This window comes from Pseudoxanthomonas sp. CF125 (genome assembly GCF_900104085.1).
GTDB lineage: Bacteria > Pseudomonadota > Gammaproteobacteria > Xanthomonadales > Xanthomonadaceae > Pseudoxanthomonas_A.
On the sequence record NZ_FNLD01000001.1, the window covers coordinates 1,677,909 to 1,694,281 of the forward strand.

General features: G+C 64.9%; 13 protein-coding genes and 1 pseudogene. 11 read left to right on the top strand and 3 right to left on the bottom strand.

Features of this window, described 5'->3' with window-relative positions:
- The first annotated feature begins 3 nt into the window (after positions 1 to 3).
- The 4 genes from BLR66_RS07635 to BLR66_RS07650 all read left to right on the top strand — a co-directional run bounded on the left by BLR66_RS07635 (position 4) and on the right by BLR66_RS07650 (position 3,673).
- Complete coding sequence (locus tag BLR66_RS07635; RefSeq protein ID WP_093282589.1) at positions 4 to 984, top strand: ribokinase; 981 nt, start codon at positions 4 to 6, stop codon at positions 982 to 984.
- 21 nt (positions 985 to 1,005) lie between these two features.
- Positions 1,006 to 2,004 (top strand): tRNA dihydrouridine synthase DusB, encoded by a 999-nt coding sequence (gene dusB, locus BLR66_RS07640; RefSeq protein WP_093282593.1) that lies wholly within the window; start codon positions 1,006 to 1,008, stop codon positions 2,002 to 2,004.
- 214 nt (positions 2,005 to 2,218) lie between these two features.
- Positions 2,219 to 3,052 (top strand): class I SAM-dependent methyltransferase, encoded by an 834-nt coding sequence (locus tag BLR66_RS07645; protein ID WP_093282597.1) that lies wholly within the window; start codon positions 2,219 to 2,221, stop codon positions 3,050 to 3,052.
- A gap of 258 nt (positions 3,053 to 3,310) precedes the next feature.
- A complete protein-coding gene (locus tag BLR66_RS07650; RefSeq protein ID WP_093282601.1) occupies positions 3,311 to 3,673 on the top strand; it encodes a hypothetical protein in 363 nt (120 codons plus the stop codon).
- Between the two features lie 79 nt (positions 3,674 to 3,752).
- On the opposite strand, the gene BLR66_RS07655 is transcribed toward BLR66_RS07650, so the two are convergent.
- From BLR66_RS07655 to BLR66_RS07665, 3 genes are all read right to left on the bottom strand, one after another.
- The gene (locus BLR66_RS07655; protein ID WP_093282605.1) at positions 3,753 to 4,784 is read right to left on the bottom strand and encodes a metal-dependent hydrolase; all 1,032 of its coding nucleotides are present in this window, start codon (positions 4,782 to 4,784) and stop codon (positions 3,753 to 3,755) included.
- A gap of 125 nt (positions 4,785 to 4,909) precedes the next feature.
- Positions 4,910 to 5,725: a UDP-2,3-diacylglucosamine diphosphatase gene (locus tag BLR66_RS07660; protein ID WP_093282610.1), complete on the bottom strand. Its 816-nt coding sequence runs from the start codon at positions 5,723 to 5,725 to the stop codon at positions 4,910 to 4,912.
- Entirely contained in the window at positions 5,722 to 7,440 is a 1,719-nt protein-coding gene (locus BLR66_RS07665; RefSeq protein ID WP_176943792.1) for a bifunctional ornithine lipid synthase OlsF, read from the bottom strand. Before BLR66_RS07665 ends, BLR66_RS07660 begins: the two co-directional genes overlap by 4 nt.
- Positions 7,441 to 7,664: 224 nt before the next feature.
- On the opposite strand from BLR66_RS07665, the gene metK reads away from it, so the two are divergent.
- The 7 genes and pseudogenes from metK (at position 7,665) to BLR66_RS07700 (ending at position 16,060) form a co-directional block, all read left to right on the top strand.
- Entirely contained in the window at positions 7,665 to 8,876 is a 1,212-nt protein-coding gene (gene metK / locus BLR66_RS07670) for a methionine adenosyltransferase (RefSeq protein WP_093282615.1), read from the top strand.
- 189 nt (positions 8,877 to 9,065) lie between these two features.
- A pseudogene (locus tag BLR66_RS07675) lies at positions 9,066 to 10,565 on the top strand (SDR family oxidoreductase); the annotation flags it as partial.
- A gap of 331 nt (positions 10,566 to 10,896) precedes the next feature.
- Positions 10,897 to 11,523: a CDP-alcohol phosphatidyltransferase family protein gene (locus BLR66_RS07680; protein WP_093282620.1), complete on the top strand. Its 627-nt coding sequence runs from the start codon at positions 10,897 to 10,899 to the stop codon at positions 11,521 to 11,523.
- A gap of 4 nt (positions 11,524 to 11,527) precedes the next feature.
- Positions 11,528 to 12,121: a lysophospholipid acyltransferase family protein gene (locus BLR66_RS07685; RefSeq protein WP_093282624.1), complete on the top strand. Its 594-nt coding sequence runs from the start codon at positions 11,528 to 11,530 to the stop codon at positions 12,119 to 12,121.
- Complete coding sequence (locus tag BLR66_RS07690; RefSeq protein WP_093282629.1) at positions 12,118 to 13,107, top strand: phosphatidate cytidylyltransferase; 990 nt, start codon at positions 12,118 to 12,120, stop codon at positions 13,105 to 13,107. Before BLR66_RS07685 ends, BLR66_RS07690 begins: the two co-directional genes overlap by 4 nt.
- A 128-nt stretch (positions 13,108 to 13,235) precedes the next feature.
- Positions 13,236 to 15,116 carry an ATP-binding cassette domain-containing protein gene (locus tag BLR66_RS07695; RefSeq protein ID WP_093282634.1) on the top strand — a complete coding sequence of 627 codons (1,881 nt, stop codon included), beginning with the start codon at positions 13,236 to 13,238 and terminating at the stop codon, positions 15,114 to 15,116.
- Between the two features lie 110 nt (positions 15,117 to 15,226).
- Positions 15,227 to 16,060, top strand: a complete 834-nt coding sequence (locus BLR66_RS07700; RefSeq protein ID WP_093282638.1) for an alpha/beta hydrolase — start codon at positions 15,227 to 15,229, stop codon at positions 16,058 to 16,060.
- Positions 16,061 to 16,373: the final 313 nt, after the last annotated feature.

Consider the following 16,373-nt stretch of genomic DNA (forward strand, 5'->3'; position numbering starts at 1 on the left):
CGTATGGCTTCGGTAGTGGTAGTGGGTTCCTTCAATGTCGACCACGTCTGGCAATGCGAAGCATTGCCCGCGCCGGGCGCCACCATTGCGGGCAGTTATGCCAGCGGCCCGGGCGGCAAGGGTTTCAACCAGGCCATCGCCGCCAGACGGGCAGGTGCGGACACCCTCTTTCTCTGCGCGCTCGGCGACGACCCCGGCGGTGTGCTGGCGCGTTCGCTGGCCACCGCGGACGGCGTCGACCTGCGCGATCTGCTATCGGACCAGCCCACCGGCACCGCCGGCATCTATGTGGATGCGCATGGGCGCAACAGCATCGTGATCGGCGCGGGCGCCAATGCGTCACTGACGCCCGCGTTCGTGCGCTCGCAAGGCGATGCCATCGCCGCTGCGGGCGCGGTGCTGGTGCAGCTGGAATCGCCGGGCGAAAGCATCGTCGCGGCGCTGGAACTGGCGCGCGCGCATGGCGTCGCGACCCTGTTGAATCCCGCACCCGCCAACTCTGCGACCAGCATCGAACTGCTGGCGCTCACCGACATCCTCACCCCCAACGAAACCGAATTCGCCGCCCTGGTCGCCCGCCACATCGGCGAGAAGATCGAGCCGGACGATGTCGGCATCACCGATGGCGTCAGCCTGCACGCGCTCTGCCGCGAGCTGCTGGCGCACGGCACGATGGTGGTGACGCTGGGTTCGGCAGGCGTGTTCGTGTCGCATCCCGAGGACGCTCTGCGCGGGGACGCCAAACCCCATTACCGCCTTGCCGCCGAGGCCGCCGAAGTGGTCGACACCACCGGCGCCGGAGACGCCTTCAACGGAGCGCTCGCCGCTTCACTGGCGGGTGATGCGGGGCTGGCGTTCGCCGAACACGTGCGTTTCGCCAACCGCTATGCGGCGGTGTCCACTGAGCGCGCCGGCGCCGCACTGTCCATGCCGCGCCTGGCCGAAGTAGCGGCCCGCTTCGATATTGCCGACTCCGGCCCTTAAGCGCCCCGTTACAATGCCGGTATGCACATCGGCCCGCATCCGATAACTCCCGCACTGATCCTGGCCCCCATGGCCGGGGTCACCGACAAGCCGTTCCGGCAGCTGTGCAAGCGGTTGGGCGCGGGGCTTGCGGTCTCGGAAATGACCACCGGCAACCCCCGGCTCTGGCATACGCGCAAATCGCTGCACCGCATGGACCATATCGGCGAACCGGCGCCGGTCAGCGTGCAGATCGCCGGCACCGAGCCGCAGGTGCTGGCCGATGCGGCGCGCCACAATGTCGATCACGGTGCGCAGATCATCGACATCAACATGGGCTGCCCCGCCAAGAAGGTGTGCAATGCCTGGGCCGGTTCGGCGTTGATGCGCGACGAAGCGCTGGTTGCGCGCATCCTGGAGGCAGTGGTGCGCGCGGTGGAAGTGCCGGTCACTTTGAAGATCCGCACCGGCTGGAACGCCGACAACCGCAACGGCCTGCGCATCGCCCGCATCGCCGAGGGCGCCGGCATCGCCGCGCTGGCGGTGCACGGCCGCACGCGCGACCAGCAGTACACAGGCGTCGCGGAGTACGACACGATCGCCCAGATCAAATCCGCGTTGCGCATTCCGGTGATGGCCAACGGCGACATCGATTCCCCGCACAAGGCGGCTTTCGTGCTGCAAGCCACGGGGGCCGACGGGTTGTTGATCGGCCGCGCCGCGCAAGGCCGGCCGTGGATCTTCCGCGAAATCGCCCATTTCCTGGGGACCGGCGATCTGTTGCCGGCGCCGACCCTGCCCGAAGTGCGCCAGATCCTGCTGGGCCATCTGCATGCGCTGCACGATTTCTATGGCGAACATCAAGGCGTGCGCATCGCGCGCAAGCATCTGGGCTGGTACGCCAAAGACCGGCCGGAGAACGCGGCCTTCCGTGCGGTAGTCAATCGGGCCGAAAGCGCAGACGCGCAGATACGCCTGACCAGCGATTACTTCGATGCGCTGATCGCCGGCGTCGTTCCCGAGTTGTCGGTGGCGGCGTGAAGAAAACCCGACCATGACTGGCTCTGGATTAAGCCGGGACCGGTCCTATAAAGAACTCCGCTCGTGGTGAGCCTGTCGAACCACGCTGTTCACGAGAAGATCTATAAGTAACATTTGAAGGAATCCGCCAAGGGCGTGGTTCGACAGGCTCACCACGAACGGGATTATTTACTTGGAGCCTCCTTGTTTGTCTGGTGCTTCCCGGAGAACCATCATGAGCGATCCATCCAGCAGTACCGAATTCCCATACCTGCACGGCTTTTCAGAAGTGGAACAGGCGCGCCTGGTGAAGCAGGCCCAGATCGCCGAATCGACCATCTTCCACGACATCGATTACGCCGGCGCCAGCCGCCTGCTGGAAGTGGGCAGCGGCGTCGGCGCACAGACCGAGATCCTGCTGCGGCGCTTTCCCGCGCTGCATGCGACCTGTGTGGATCTGAGCCCCGCGCAGCTGGGCGCCGCCTCCCGGCGGCTGTCGGCGATGCCCTGGCTGGAAGGACGTTATGCGTTGCAACAGGCCGACGCCACCGATCTACCGTTCGCGCCGCGCAGCTTCGATTGCGCCTTCCTGTGCTGGGTGCTGGAACACGTGCCCTCGCCGGCGCGCGTGCTCAACGAAGTGCGCCGTGTGCTGTCGCCGGGCTCGCCGGTGTACATCACCGAAGTCATGAACGCCTCCTTCCTGCTCGATCCGTATTCGCCCAATGTGTGGCGCTACTGGATGGCGTTCAACGATTTCCAGATCGACAGCGGCGGCGACCCGTTCGTGGGCGCCAAGCTGGGCAATCTGCTGCTGGCAGGCGGCTATCGCGACGTGACCACGCAGATCAAGACCTTCCACTTCGACAATCGCGAGCCGGCCCGGCGCAAGACCATGATCGCGTTCTGGGAGGAGCTGCTGCTTTCGGCCGCCGATCAATTGCTGGCCGAAGGCAAGGTCACCGAGGAGGTGGTGGAGGGCGTGCGCCGTGAAATGCATCAGGTGCAGAACGATCCCGATGCGGTGTTCTTCTATTCGTTCGTGCAGGCGCGCGCGACCGTGTACTGAGCGGCTTTGCCGAGCTTGGCGAGAGAGTTGTCCGGACATGGTTAATATATCGCCGCAAGCGGGCGCAAAAAAAAACGCCTTGTTTTATGGTGTTCGATGCGATTGAACGACATCGCGAAACGACAACCGTGGCATAGGTAACGGTGCTTTCCGGCACTCGTTTTTCCAGCGCCCCCGGCGCATAAATGATCCTGCCGGACTCCCCACCGGACATGGACTCCCCCTCTCCACGGACGAACCAAGTTTCAGGAGAACATCATGAAAATAAATCTGCTGGCACTGACTCTGCTCGCTGCGATCGCCGCCCCTGCGGCTGCGCAGGATTCCACCGTGACCCTGGCACCCATTCCCGCCGCGTCCGACGACACGCAGCAGGTCACCGTAAGGCAACTGGCGGATGAAACCGGCCTGACCCCGCAACGCGTCCGCATGGTAGTCGGCGCGCGCAGCGGCTACGGCGAATACCGCGTCAACTTCGACCGCGTGCAGAAGCAATTCAGGAACGCACTGGGCGAGGAGCGCTACAACGATCTGATGGCCGGTCGCAGGATCGAGCTGTACAACCAGAGTACGGCCCGCGTTGCCAGTGTCCGGGCGCCTTCCGCTATCCAGCGGCCGTAACCCGGCAAGAGAAATCGAATTGGAGCGCGCTGCCGGCCTCGGCAGCGGATGAACTGGATTGCGTGGCCGCAGGCGCGGCTCACGCTTCCGGCTGATGCCAGATTCTGCGCCACAGCTGGGCCAGCGCATCCTTCAACTTGCCCGACGCCACCGGCGCGCGGTACGCCGCCTGCAGCTGCCGCGGCGGCATCGCACGCCATTGCCCGCCTTCGCGAACGGCGACGGCGAAGTTGAAGTTGTAGTCCGGCTCCAGGCCCATGCGCAGGTCGCTGAGCACCAGCTCATCGCCGCGGACCTGCGCGCGCATGAATCCGTGGTTGAACCAGGCCAGCTCCTGCACTGCCTGGATGTCCTTGGCTTCGGCCAGCGCCTGTGCGTTCGACTTGTAGCCCTTGAAGCGCATGGCGCCACGGTCGGCCACCAGCGAGCGATCGCCGATCACGTAGCCATCGGGGGTCATGGCCACCACCCGCCACAACAGGGTGTTGAACGGCATCGGCACGGAAAAACGCGGCGCGCCTTGCAGGCCCATGGCAGCCAGCGCCCGATCGGCTTCGTCGTCGATCCGCGCCTTGGCCAGCAGCGACCAACCCAGATATGCCGTGCTCAGTGCCAAGCCGGCAAGCAGTGCGCGCTGCGCCTGCGCTTTCTCGCGCGCGAACCAGGCGACTACGCACCCCCCGAACAGCCATACCGTATACAGCGGATCGATGATGAACAGGCTGGAGCCCATCACCGGCGGCGTGTGCAGGGGCCACAGCAACTGCGTGCCGTAGACGGTGAAGGCATCCAGCAACGGATGCGTGACCAACGCCAGCTGGATGGCCCAGAACCATCTGGACGGCGATTCCGCCACGCGCTTTCCCCGCTTCCCGCACAGCCACCAGATCAGCCAGCCCAGCACCGGCAGCACGAACAGCGAATGGCTGAAGCTGCGGTGCACCGTCATCAGCGATACGGGGTCGTCGGTAAACAAAACGATGAACAGCGAATCGAGATCGGGCAAGGTGTTCAGCGCGGCGCCCGCCAGCAGCGCGGCGCGGCGGTGTTGGGCGGGAGCGATGGCAGCGGCGATGGCGCCGCCAAGGAACAGGTGGGTAATGGAATCCATGCACAGATGCTAACAGCTCGCCCTTGTAGGAGCTGCGTAAGCTGCGACCGAAACTTCCAACCGATTTCCGTAAGCCGCTGAATCCAAGGTCGCAGCTTACGCAGCTCCTACAGAGAGAAAAAATATCACGCCGCTTTTGGCAGATCCTGCATCACCAGCCGCAACCGCGCCGGCAATGCCGCCAGGGTCTCGCCGGTGTGCGAAAGCAGGCACAGGCTGCCATCGGCTTCCTCGCTCAATGCAGTCAGGCTTTCCACCCAGTCGCCATCGTTGGCGTAGATCAGCCCGTCGCGCTGGACCAGCGCTGCGCGGTGGATGTGTCCGCAGATGATGCCGTCCAGGCCGCGCCGGCGCGCATCGTCCAGCCCCGCCTGCACGAAGCGGTTGATGTAGCGTTCGGCGGCGACGCTCTGCCGTTTCAGATATTCGGACAGCGACCAATAGCGCAGGCCGAAACGTCGGCGCAACCCATTGACGATCTTGTTGCCGGTCAGAATGCGGTAATACAGCCAGTCGCCGAAGCGCTCCTGCAGGCCGCCGAAGTGGGTGACCGCATCGTAGTCGTCGCCATGGGTGACCAGCAGGCGGCGGCCGTCGGCGGTGACGTGGATGGCGCGTCGGCGGACCTGCATGGCCGGCAGCACCAGCCCGCAGAACCTGCGTATGGGCCGGTCGTGGTTACCCGGTATGTAGATCAGCTCGGTGCCGCGGCGGCGCAACGCATGCAGCGCCTCGACTACGCGGTTGTGCGCCTGGTTCCAGGCGGCGCGCTTCTGCGCCATCCACCACAGATCGACGATGTCGCCTACCAGGTAGAGCTGGCGGCAATGCAGGTTTTCCAGGAAATCGGCGAATTCCGCCGCATGGCAGTGCTTGGAACCCAGGTGCACATCGGAAACGAACACCGCGCGCCGTACCGGCGGTGTAGCCACCGCCTTCATGCGGCCGCCTCCGCCTGCCGTGCGGCCCGTTCGAGGTAGCGGGCGCGTTTTTTCGGGCGGATGCGCTGCAGGTCGACCTCGATCAGGCCGTCGATGGAATCGCTGAAAGCAGGATCCACGCCGAAGGCCAGGAAACGCGCGCCGCCCGGTTCGCACAGCTCGGTGTACTGTTTGTAGAGCATGGGAATGGTGGCGCCCAGGCTGTCCAGGTTCGATTTCAGCACGCCGAATGCGGTCTCGGCGTCGAGTTCGCCGAACGAAGGCGGCGCATCGCGGTACTGGAAGGGATGCCGCGACACCGCCCTTCCTTCGGCATCGCCGTGATAGCGGGCATAGTAGGCGACGATCTGCTCGCGCGCGGCCAGCGGCAACGCGGCGCTGAGGGACACCGCGCCGAACAGATAGCGCACGTTAGGGTGCCGGCACAGGTAAGCGCCTATGCCCTGCCACAGGTAATCGATACTGCGGCTTCCCCAGTACTCCGGCGCCACGAAGCTGCGGCCCAGTTCCATGCCTTGGGCCAGATGCGGCACGACATCGTCCGCGTAGTGGAACAGCGAAGCGGTATACAGGCTCTTCAAACCATGCGCGGCCAGCATCGACGCCCCGCGCGCTATGCGGTACGCACCTGCGATCTTCATGGCGGCGGCGTCCCATAGCACGATGTGTTCGTAGTAGCCGTCGTACGCATCGACATCCAGGGCGTTGCCGGTACCCTCGCCCACCGCCCGGAAAGTCGTCTCGCGCAGGCGGCCGATTTCGCGCAGCAGCGGCGAACCGGTTTGCAGGCGACCCACCAGGATGCGCTTGCCGTCGGTGGTTTCGCCCAGGATCTCCAGCGCCTGCAGGGCATGGGCCAGCAGGTGCGGATCGACAGGCGCTATGAGCGGCTGTTGCGGCGGCGGTGCGTTCTCTTCGGTTTTCCTGCCCAGCGCATACAGCGTGCGGCGCACCTGCGCCAAGGCCGCTTCCGGTTCGGCGGCGCGGTCCATACGCATTACCGAACCCACGCGCAAGACGATGCGCCGCCCGCTGCGCTTGAACATCTCGCGCGCCAACAGCGCCGTCCCCATGGGTTTGGACAATGCCGAAGCGCCGTAGAACAAAGCCGAGTTGCGCGCCTGTATGCGCACCGGCAACACCGGCGCGTCGTTGTCCATGGCGAAACGCAGGAAGCCCCGGCGCCAGCGCGTGTCGGTGATGCCGCGGGCGCCCAGGCGCGACACTTCGCCGGCGGGAAACACGATCACGCATTGCTCGTCGCGCAGGGCTTCGTCGATCGCCGCCAGGCTTTGTGCGCCGGGTTTTCCGCCCAGGATCCGCACCGGCAGCAACAGCTCGCGCAAGCCTTCCACCTGGCTGAGCAGATCGTTGGCCACGATCTTCACATCGGTGCGCACGCTGCCCACCAGATGCAGCAGCGCCAGCGCATCCAGCGCGCCGGAAGGATGGTTGGCGACGATCAGCAGCCTCCCCGCAGCGGGGATGCGGCTGCGTTCCACCTGGTCGACGGTGTAGCGCAGATTGAGGAATCCGAGCGCGGCCTCGATCAGGGCGAAGCCGGTCAGATGCGCGTGGCTTTCCAGGAATCCGTAGACGTGCTCCAGCCGCGACCATTGCGCCAATCCGCGCAGCAATGGCCGCACGACGGCGGCGCGACGACCGCGGAACCAGCGCGGATAGCGTTCGGCCAGTTGCCGTTCCAGGGTGTTCATGAGCCTCGTCCCGCAGCCCGCCCTCGGCGGGTTTCGCCGGCAGCCTGCCCGTGGCGGGCGTCAGGCTGGTTGCGGTTTTGCGGCAGCCAGATGACAGGCGACGCGGCTGGCGGCCCGGATTCCTTAACGCCAATCGCGTCCTGAACCCGGCACAATGCGCGTTCTACCCGGTGCGTGTATCATGCGCACCCATCTTTTCATCTCGATCAAGGGATATAAGCCGAATGTCCAACTACCTCTTCACCTCCGAATCGGTCTCCGAAGGCCATCCGGACAAGGTCGCCGACCAGATTTCCGATGCCGTGCTCGACGCCATCCTGGCCCAGGACAAGCGCGCGCGCGTGGCCTGCGAAACCATGGTCAAGACCGGTGTTGCCATCGTCGCCGGCGAAATCACCACCAGCGCCTGGATCGACCTGGAAGCGCTGACCCGCAAGGTGATCGTGGACATCGGCTACGACAGCTCCGAAGTCGGCTTCGACGGCGCCACCTGCGGCGTGCTGAACCTGATCGGCAAACAGTCGCCGGACATCAACCAGGGCGTGGACCGCAAGAAGCCCGAAGAACAAGGCGCTGGCGACCAGGGCCTGATGTTCGGCTACGCCACCAACGAAACCGACAGCTACATGCCGGCCGCGATCCACTTGTCGCACCGCCTGGTCGAGCAGCAGGCCAAGATCCGCAAGCAGAAGAATTCCAAGTTGCCGTGGCTGCGCCCGGACGCCAAGTCGCAGGTCACCCTGCGCTACGAAAACGGCAAGGCCGTGGCCATCGATGCGGTGGTGCTGTCCACCCAGCACGATCCGGACGTGAAGCAGAAGGACCTGGTGGAAGCCGTGCGCGAGGAAATCCTCAAGCCGGTGCTGCCGGCCAAGTGGCTGCACAAGGGCACCCAGTTCCACATCAACCCGACCGGCAAGTTCGTGATCGGCGGCCCCGTGGGCGACTGCGGCCTGACCGGCCGCAAGATCATCGTCGACACCTACGGCGGCTGGGCCCGTCACGGCGGCGGCGCGTTCTCCGGCAAGGACCCGTCCAAGGTCGACCGTTCCGCTGCCTACGCTGCACGCTATGTCGCCAAGAACGTGGTCGCGGCCGGCCTGGCCGACCGTTGCGAAGTACAGGTCAGCTACGCCATCGGCGTGGCCCACCCGACTTCGATCTCGGTCACTACTTTCGGCACCGGCAAGATCTCCGACGAGAAGATCGAGAAGCTGATCCGCAAGTATTTCGACCTGCGTCCGTACGGCATCCTGCAGATGCTGGACCTGATCCACCCGATGTACCAGCAGACCGCCGCCTACGGCCACTTCGGCCGCAAGCCCAAGGAATTCACCTACACCGACGGCACGGGCAAGAAGCACACCGCCACTTCGTTCTCGTGGGAGAAGGCCGACAAGGCCGATGAGCTGCGCAAGGCTGCTGGCCTGAAGTAAAAATCAATGTCACCCCGGACCAAGTAAGGGATCTGCTGGCAGCAAGCGGCACAGCAGATCCCTCGCTACGCTCGGGATGACAAAGGTTGGAGAATACGGGCCTGCAAAGGCCCGTATTCTTTTTGCAACCCTGCCTATCACCGCTCGACTGGAATACCCGTGACCGCCGACCCCAACCTGGACCAGACACTACAGCTGCTGGAGGCCATCGCTGCCGACCGCACCGTGCTGGATATGTGGCCGGAGGAAGAACGCGTGCGCCTGCACAAGGCCATCGCTTCCATCTACCACCCCGAGCCCAAGCTGCGCAGGAAAAAAACCAAAGAGCTGGAACGCGAACGCCACGCCGAGAAGCTGCGCCGCGCCGACGCCTTGCTGGACCAGACCGGCATCCGCGCCCTGCGCCGCGCACCGGTATTCACCACACCCAACTACTTCCCGCCGGCCGGCTTCGTCGCCCAAGACAACGTGGAAGAGCGGCCCGAGCCATTGGAATCGCCCGAGTTGCGGCACTGCTACGTGTGCAAGAAGAAGTACACGCAGGTGCATCACTTCTACGACCAGATGTGCCCCGAATGCGCGGAGTTCAATTTCGCCAAGCGCACCGAACTGGCCGACCTGAGCGGGCGCGTGGCGCTGCTGACCGGCGGACGGGTGAAGATCGGCTATCAGGCCGGGCTGAAGCTGCTGCGCGCCGGCGCGCATCTGATCGTCACCACGCGTTTCGCGCGCGATTCGGCGGCGCGGTACGCGCAGGAGCCGGATTTCGAACAGTGGGGCCACAGGCTGGAAGTGTTCGGCCTGGACCTGCGCCATACGCCCAGCGTGGAGGCGTTCTGCCGCGAACTGTCGGCCAAGTATCCGCGCCTGGACTTCATCATCAACAACGCCTGCCAGACCGTGCGCCGCCCGCCCGAGTTCTATGCGCACATGATGGAAGCCGAGACCGCCGCGTTGCGCGACACGCCCGAACACGTGCGCAAACTGCTGGGCAGCTACGAGGGCCTGCGCAGTCACGACCTGCTGCCGGAAGCTTCGGCTTTGCAGGTTGCGATCAAGCAAGGCTTTCCGGAAGTCGCCGGCCTCACCCACGCCGCGGAACTTTCGCAGGTGCCGCTGCTGGCCGAAGAACTGCTGGGGCAGAAGCACCTGTTCCCCGAGGGCCGGCTGGATCAGGACTTGCAGCAAGTGGACCTACGCGGCCGCAATTCGTGGCGCCTGCAAATGGCCGAGGTGCCGTCGGTCGAGTTGCTGGAGGTGCAGCTGGTCAACGCCATCGCCCCCTTCCTCATCAATGCGCGCCTCAAGCCGCTGATGCTGCGCACACCCGAGCGCGACAAACACATCGTCAACGTGTCCGCCGTCGAAGGCCAGTTCTACCGCAACTTCAAGACCACCCGCCACCCGCACACCAACATGGCCAAGGCCGCGCTCAACATGATGACGCGCACCGCCGCCGCCGATTACCACGGCGACGGCATCCACATGAACAGCGTCGACACCGGCTGGGTGACCGACGAGGATCCGGTGGAACTGGCCGCCCGCAAGACCGTGCAGGAACGCTTCCACCCGCCGCTGGACATCGTCGATGGGGCTGCCCGCATCGTCGACCCGATCATCCATGGCATCAATACCGGCGAACACGTCTGGGGACAGTTCCTCAAGGACTACCGGCCGACGGATTGGTAGCTCCACCGCCTGCCTTCCTCAAGAAAAATGGCTTGCCGTAGGTCGGGGCTACGCCCCCGACCCGCACGGTAATGAAGTCGATGCGGCTTTTTCATTGGCGTGCCCCCATTGACCACCGCCCTAGGTCGGTCCCCGTATCAAGTGCGGGCAGGCCCTACGTGGCCGACGCGCGCAGCGATGGCATCGATGCGCGCTTCCGAATGCGTCCGCCTCTCCGAGGTCGGTGGCGTAGCCCCGACCTACGTCTACCGGCCGACTGTCTGGTGACGGTGCGTGCAGTTCGCTGATCCCGAGGACTGTCCACGCCCGGGTTCTGCACTACCATAGGCGCATGGGGAACGACGACAACCGCAGGCCGATAGCCGCGCGAACCAGTAGCTGGGCGCGTGCGCTTAGTGCGTCCCTGGCGCGCTCTTCCATCACTCCGAACCAGATCTCCATACTCAGCATTTTCTTCGCATGCGTCGGCGCGATGATGCTGACCTGGGGAATTTCGCCGGCGGGTCTGTTGCTTGCAGCGGTTTGCGTGCAGCTGCGCCTGCTGTGCAACCTGCTGGACGGCATGGTCGCGGTGGAAGGCGGCAAGCAGTCGCCGACGGGCGCGCTCTACAACGAATTCCCCGATCGCATCGCCGATTCCCTGTTGATCGTGGCGCTGGGTTACGCCGCACTGCAGCCGTGGCTGGGCTGGCTGGGCGCCCTGCTGGCCGCGCTCACCGCTTATGTCCGCGTATTCGGCGGCAGTTCGGGCCTGGCCCAGGATTTCCGCGGACCGATGGCAAAGCCGCACCGTATGGCGGTGCTGACCGTGGCCTGCCTGGCCGGCGCGGCGGAGTGGCGCTGGAATGGAACCCACCATTGCTTGCTGCTGGCGTCGGCCATCATCGCCGCCGGATCGGCGCTGACCTGCTACACCCGCATCCGCGCGATCGCCGGCCAATTGCATCAGAAGGGCTGAGGCGGTGTTCTCCCGCCTACTGGTCTACTTCGTGCATATATTCCTCGGCGCCTATCCGCGCTGGGCCGGCTCCAAGCCCACGCGCAAGCAACGCATCTACTTCGCCAACCATTCCAGCCATGTGGACACGGTGGCGTTGTGGTCCGCGCTGCCGCCACGGCTGCGCAAACGTACGCGCCCGGTCGCCGCGCGCGACTACTGGGGCAGCGGCCTGCGGAATTTCGTCGCCCGCAACGGGTTCAACGCGGTGCTGATCGAACGCAACCGCGAACACTGCGAAGGCGACCCGCTGCAGCCGCTGTACGACGCGCTGGCCGCCGGAGAATCGCTGATCCTGTTTCCCGAGGGAACCCGCAACAGCGAAACCCGGCTGCTGCCGTTCAAGTCGGGGCTATTCCATCTGGCCACGCGCTTTCCCGAGGTGGAACTGATTCCGGTCCATCTGGACAACGCCCGCCGCAGCATGCCCAAGGGCAGCCTGTTGCCGGTGCCGCTGATCTGCACCGTGCGCTTCGGCCCGGCGACGCAGCTGAAGGCGGATGAGGGCAAGGAAGATTTCCTGCAGCGCGCACGCAACGCGGTGGAGGCGCTGGCATGATTACGGATCTTTCGTCCGGAAACCTGTCCCTAGACGGCTTCCTGCAAACCGCTCTGGCCCGCGCACCGCAGAAATTCTGGTGGGTGATCGCAGGCGTAGTCGGCGTGCTGCTGCTGGCCAGCCTGGTCGGCTGGATTCTGGCCAAACGCAAGCCCGGACCGGTGGTGGACAACCTCAACGCGCGGGTACGCGCATGGTGGGTCATGGTCGGCGTGCTGGCGGCCTGCTTCCTATTGGGCAAAACCGCCACATTGGTTCTGTACGCCCTGCTTTCGTTCTTCGCGCTGCGCGAGTTCCTGACCCTCACGCCGACGCGGCGCGGCGACCACTGGTCGCTGTGCCTGTGCTTCTACGTCGCCATCCCCCTACAGTACTGGCTGATCGGCATCGACTGGTACGGGTTGTTCGTGATGTGCATCCCCGTGTTCGGGTTCCTGCTGCTGCCGGCGGTTTCGGCGTTGTCCGGCGACACCGAGAACTTCCTGGAACGCAACACCAAGGTCCAATGGGGCCTGATGCTGACCGTGTACTGCCTCAGTCATGCGCCGGCGCTGATGCTGCTGCGCATCCCGGGCTACGAGGGCCAGAACCTGTTGCTGCTGTTCTATCTGCTGCTGGTGGTGCAGCTGAGCGATGTGCTGCAGTACGTCTTCGGCAAGCTGTTCGGCAAGCACCTGCTGGCCCCACTGGTGAGTCCTTCCAAGACGGTGGAAGGGCTGGTGGGTGGCGGCCTTTCCGCGGCGGGCGTGGGCGCGGCGTTGTGGTGGATCACCCCGTTCACGCCACTGCAATCGGCGTTGCTGTCGCTGCTGATCGTGGCGTGCGGTTTCCTGGGCGGGCTGGCGCTGTCGGCGGTCAAGCGCAGCCTGGGCGCCAAGGACTGGGGCGAGATGATCGAAGGACACGGCGGCATCCTGGATCGGCTGGATTCGGTGGTCTACGCCGCGCCGGTGTTCTTCCACGTGGTGCGCTACCTCTACCAATAGGTATTGGCGATCTGCTGTCCTCTTTGTAGGAGCGGGCCCCGCCCGCGACCGCTCTTCGGACGGAAAAGGCGTCGCGGGCAGGGCCCGCTCCTACAGTTCGCGCATAAGCTGGGCTGTACAATGGCGCCATGTCCCTAATGCAACTGCAGCGCGTCGATTTCAGCATCGGCGGACCGCTCCTACTCGAACACGTCGACCTTACCCTGGAACCCAACGAGCGCGTCTGCATCGTGGGGCGCAACGGCGCGGGCAAATCCACCCTGATGCGGCTGCTGGCCGGCGAGATCACTCCCGACGACGGCGAAGTGCGCCTGCAGAACGGCGTGGTGGTCGCGCGCATGGCCCAGGAAGTACCGCAGGACACCAGCGGCACCGTGTTCGACGTGGTGGCGGAAGGCCTGGGCGATCTGGGCCACCTGCTGGCGCTGTACCACCATGCGCTGCACGACGGCGACATGGAAGCGATGGGCGATGCGCAGGAAAAGATAGAGGCCCAGCACGGCTGGGACCTGGACCTGCGCGTGCAGCAGGTGCTGACCAAACTGGAATTGCCCGAGGACGCCGATTTCGCCGCGCTCTCCGGCGGCATGAAGCGCCGCGTGCTGCTGGCCCAGGCGCTGGTGCGCAAGCCCGACATCCTGTTGCTGGACGAGCCCACCAACCATCTGGACATCGATGCGATCGCCTGGCTGGAAGGGTTCCTGAAGCAGTTCGAAGGCAGCATCGTCTTCGTCACCCACGACCGCAGTTTCCTGCGTGCGCTGGCCACGCGCATCGTGGAAATCGACCGCGGCCAGGTCACCAGCTGGCCCGGCGACTACGAAAACTACCTGCGCCGCCGCGAAGAACGCCTGCATGCCGAAGCGCAGGAGAACGCGCGTTTCGACAAACTGCTGGCGCAGGAAGAAATCTGGATCCGCCAGGGCATCAAGGCCCGCCGCACCCGCAACGAAGGCCGCGTCACCGCGCTGAAGGCGTTACGCCGCGAGCGTTCGCAGCGTCGCGACCTCAGCGGCAACGTGCGGATGGAGGTTTCGGCGGCGCAGAATTCCGGCAAGAAGGTCATCGAGTTTGAACACGTCACCCAGGCCTACGACGGCCGCGTACTGCTCAACGACGTCTCGGCCACCATCATGCGCGGCGACCGCGTGGGCATCATCGGTCCCAACGGCGCCGGCAAGTCCACGCTGCTGAAGATCATGCTGGGCGAACTGCAGCCGCAGCAGGGCGAGGTGCGATTGGGCACCGGTCTGCAGGTCGCCTACTTCGACCAGCACCGCAGCCAGCTCAACGACAGCCTCAACGCGCTGGAGAACGTGGCCGAGGGCCGCGATTTCATCGAGATCAACGGCACCCGCAAGCACATCATCGGCTACCTGCAGGATTTCCTGTTCTCACCCGAACGCGCGCGTGCGCCGATCACCCGCCTGTCCGGCGGCGAGCGCAACCGCCTGCTGTTGGCCAAATTGTTCGCCCAGCCCTCCAACCTGCTGGTGATGGACGAACCCACCAACGACCTGGACGTGGAAACGCTGGAGCTGCTGGAAGAGCTGCTGGGCGAATACAAGGGCACCCTGCTGCTGGTCAGCCACGACCGCGAGTTCATCGACAACGTGGTCACCAGCACGCTGGTGCTGGAAGGCCAGGGCCGCCTGGCCGATTACGTGGGCGGCTACACCGACTGGGTGCGCCAGCGTCCTAGCGCGCTATTCAACGCCGAATCCGCCGCACCAGTGAAGGCCTCGCCCAGCCCGGTGCAGACCGCCGCGGCGGCCACAGCCGCCGCGCCCAAGCGCAAATTGAGCTACAAGGATGCGCGCGAGTTGGAGCTGTTGCCGGAGCGTATCGAGAAGCTCGAAGCGGAGATCGCAGCGCGCGCCGACGCCATGAACGAACCCAAGTTCTACCAACAGGACAGCGCTACCATCCTCGCCTACAACGAAGCCTCCGCAAAGTTGCAGGCCGAGCTGGAACACGCCTACCAGCGCTGGAACGAGCTGGACGCCTGAATACAGCTAGGCGCTCGGACGCCGTAGGAGCGACGTAAGTCGCGAAACCGTAGCTCGCTTTGAGTCGTATATCCTTCGCGACTTACGTCGCTCCTACGCCGGTGAACCGTATGCAAACCTCCGTCGCCCTTTTCCAGACCAGCGACGGCGTTGCATTGCATGTCAACGACTGGCCCACCGCGCAACCACGGGCACGCGTGTTGGTGGTACATGGCCTGGGCGAACACGGCGGCCGTTATGCAGCGCTGGCGCGTGATCTCACTGCGCAAGGCATCTCGGTCCGCGTCTTCGACCATCGCGGGCATGGCCGGTCGCAAGGCAGGCGCGGCGTGGTCGGGAAAAGGTCTGACTGCTTGTCGAGCGACGTAGTTGAAATCTTCCAGGCGTATGCCGAAGAAGGCAGCGACCCGCCCTTTCTGTTCGGCCACAGCATGGGTGAGCTGGTCGCCATGCATGCGGTGGGCAAGCTCGGCTTGCGGCCGCGTGGCCTGATCGCTTCTTCACCCGCATTGGCATCGCATGCGGGTGGGTTCGACCGCCTGCTCAGCAAGACCCTGATGCGACTCGCGCCCGACTTCACCGTGGCCAACGGCCTGCCGGCGGACAAACTTTCGCATGCGCCGGGCATCGAACGCGCCTACCTGGACGATCCCGCCAACCACAACCGGATCAGCGCGCGGCTGGCGCGATATATTTTCGAAGCAGGCCCGGAAGTCATCGCGGCGGCCGCGCGCTGGCCGGTCCCGACCCTGTTGCAGATCGCAGGCAGCGACCGCCTGGTCGATCCCTCCGGCGCCCGCGAGTTCACCAGGGTCGCGCCACCCGGCGTAGTAGAAAGCCATGACTATGCGGAGCTGTATCACGAGATCTATAACGAAGCGGAGCCTGCGCGCAGCAATGTGGTCGCAGACATGGTGACTTGGCTCCACAAACAGACCGGGTGAACAGTGAAGCGTGCTTCCGCTTTTTTTGCTTCTGCTTGGTTTTGACTTCGCCTTTGCCATTCAGCCCCGTGAGTCGCGGCAAGCCCGTCGGGCAAACCCCGCAGGGGCGGCGCACAGGGATGTGCGCCGCTTCCGTAGACACAGAGCCTGCCCTGTACTTGATACAGGGATGTGTCTTACGGAAATTCCCGACGGGCTTGCGGACCCGGCGGCTTCATCGCCGGGCGTGACGGTAGAGCCTGCCCCGTACTTGATACGGGGGCGGCTTTCTTTTGGTTACTTTTCTTTGCCGCTCAAAGAAAAGTGACTCGCG

What these genes read in the sequence shown, in the direction of transcription:
- BLR66_RS07665 (WP_176943792.1), bottom strand. Translation starts at nt 7,440, where the DNA reads ATGAACACCCTGGAACGGCAACTGGCCGAACGCTATCCGCGCTGGTTC.
- BLR66_RS07660 (WP_093282610.1), bottom strand. Translation starts at nt 5,725, where the DNA reads ATGAAGGCGGTGGCTACACCGCCGGTACGGCGCGCGGTGTTCGTTTCC.
- BLR66_RS07700 (WP_093282638.1), top strand. Translation starts at nt 15,227, where the DNA reads ATGCAAACCTCCGTCGCCCTTTTCCAGACCAGCGACGGCGTTGCATTG.
- BLR66_RS07655 (WP_093282605.1), bottom strand. Translation starts at nt 4,784, where the DNA reads ATGGATTCCATTACCCACCTGTTCCTTGGCGGCGCCATCGCCGCTGCC.
- BLR66_RS07645 (WP_093282597.1), top strand. Translation starts at nt 2,219, where the DNA reads ATGAGCGATCCATCCAGCAGTACCGAATTCCCATACCTGCACGGCTTT.
- BLR66_RS07695 (WP_093282634.1), top strand. Translation starts at nt 13,236, where the DNA reads ATGTCCCTAATGCAACTGCAGCGCGTCGATTTCAGCATCGGCGGACCG.
- dusB (WP_093282593.1), top strand. Translation starts at nt 1,006, where the DNA reads ATGCACATCGGCCCGCATCCGATAACTCCCGCACTGATCCTGGCCCCC.
- BLR66_RS07690 (WP_093282629.1), top strand. Translation starts at nt 12,118, where the DNA reads ATGATTACGGATCTTTCGTCCGGAAACCTGTCCCTAGACGGCTTCCTG.
- metK (WP_093282615.1), top strand. Translation starts at nt 7,665, where the DNA reads ATGTCCAACTACCTCTTCACCTCCGAATCGGTCTCCGAAGGCCATCCG.
- BLR66_RS07680 (WP_093282620.1), top strand. Translation starts at nt 10,897, where the DNA reads ATGGGGAACGACGACAACCGCAGGCCGATAGCCGCGCGAACCAGTAGC.
- BLR66_RS07650 (WP_093282601.1), top strand. Translation starts at nt 3,311, where the DNA reads ATGAAAATAAATCTGCTGGCACTGACTCTGCTCGCTGCGATCGCCGCC.
- BLR66_RS07635 (WP_093282589.1), top strand. Translation starts at nt 4, where the DNA reads ATGGCTTCGGTAGTGGTAGTGGGTTCCTTCAATGTCGACCACGTCTGG.